The organism is Vibrio sp. ZF57 (genome assembly GCF_001691235.1).
Taxonomy (GTDB): domain Bacteria; phylum Pseudomonadota; class Gammaproteobacteria; order Enterobacterales; family Vibrionaceae; genus Vibrio; species Vibrio crassostreae_C.
The window spans coordinates 1-1,177 of sequence record NZ_MAKD01000081.1 but is presented as its reverse complement, the minus strand read 5'-3'; the positions used below and the strand labels follow the sequence as shown (position 1 = coordinate 1,177).

Annotated in this window: 1 protein-coding gene; it reads right to left on the bottom strand. The window is 46.8% G+C overall.

Annotated features, from left to right (window positions below; genetic code table 11):
* A partial coding sequence (gene tuf / locus A6D97_RS11465; RefSeq protein WP_016783752.1) for an elongation factor Tu occupies positions 1 to 1,177 on the bottom strand: 1,177 nt, incomplete at both ends.

The window sequence follows — 1,177 nt, the reverse complement described above, 5'->3', positions numbered from 1 at the left end:
AAGATTTTAGCTACAACACCAGCACCAACTGTACGGCCACCTTCGCGGATTGCGAAACGTAGACCTTCGTCCATTGCGATTGGAGCGATTAGCTCAACAGTCATTTGAACGTTGTCACCTGGCATTACCATTTCTACGCCTTCTGGTAGAGTGATGTCGCCTGTTACGTCAGTTGTACGGAAGTAGAACTGTGGACGGTAACCTTTGAAGAAAGGAGTGTGACGGCCGCCTTCGTCTTTAGAAAGTACGTATACTTCAGACTCAAACTTAGTGTGTGGGTTGATAGAACCTTTCGCAGAAAGTACTTGACCACGTTCAACGTCATCACGCTTAGTACCACGTAGAAGTGCACCAACGTTCTCACCTGCACGACCTTCGTCAAGCAGTTTACGGAACATTTCAACACCAGTACAAGTAGTAAGAGTAGTCTCTTTGATACCAACGATTTCTACTTCGTCACCTACACGTAGGATACCGCGCTCGATACGACCAGTTACAACAGTACCACGACCTTGAATTGAGAATACATCTTCAATTGGTAGTAGGAACGGTTGGTCAACTGCACGCTCTGGCTCAGGAATGTAAGAATCTAGTGCTTCTGCAAGCTCAACGATCTTGTCTTCCCACTGCTTCTCGCCGTTTAGTGCGCCAAGTGCAGAACCTTGGATAACTGGTAGGTCATCACCTGGGAAGTCGTATTCAGAAAGAAGTTCACGAACTTCCATCTCAACTAGCTCAAGTAGCTCTTCGTCATCAACCATGTCACATTTGTTCATGAATACGATGATGTAAGGGATACCAACTTGACGACCAAGTAGGATGTGCTCACGAGTTTGAGGCATAGGGCCGTCAGTCGCAGCAACAACTAGGATACCGCCGTCCATTTGTGCAGCACCAGTGATCATGTTTTTAACATAATCCGCGTGTCCTGGACAGTCTACGTGTGCGTAGTGACGTGCTGGAGTATCGTACTCAACGTGAGAAGTTGCGATTGTGATACCGCGCTCACGCTCTTCTGGAGCGTTATCGATAGATGCGAAATCTTTAGCAACACCGCCGTACACTTTTGCAAGTGTAGTACAGATAGCAGCAGTTAGAGTTGTTTTACCGTGGTCAACGTGGCCGATAGTACCAACGTTTACGTGCGGTTTCGTACGTTCAAATTTTTCTTTAGACA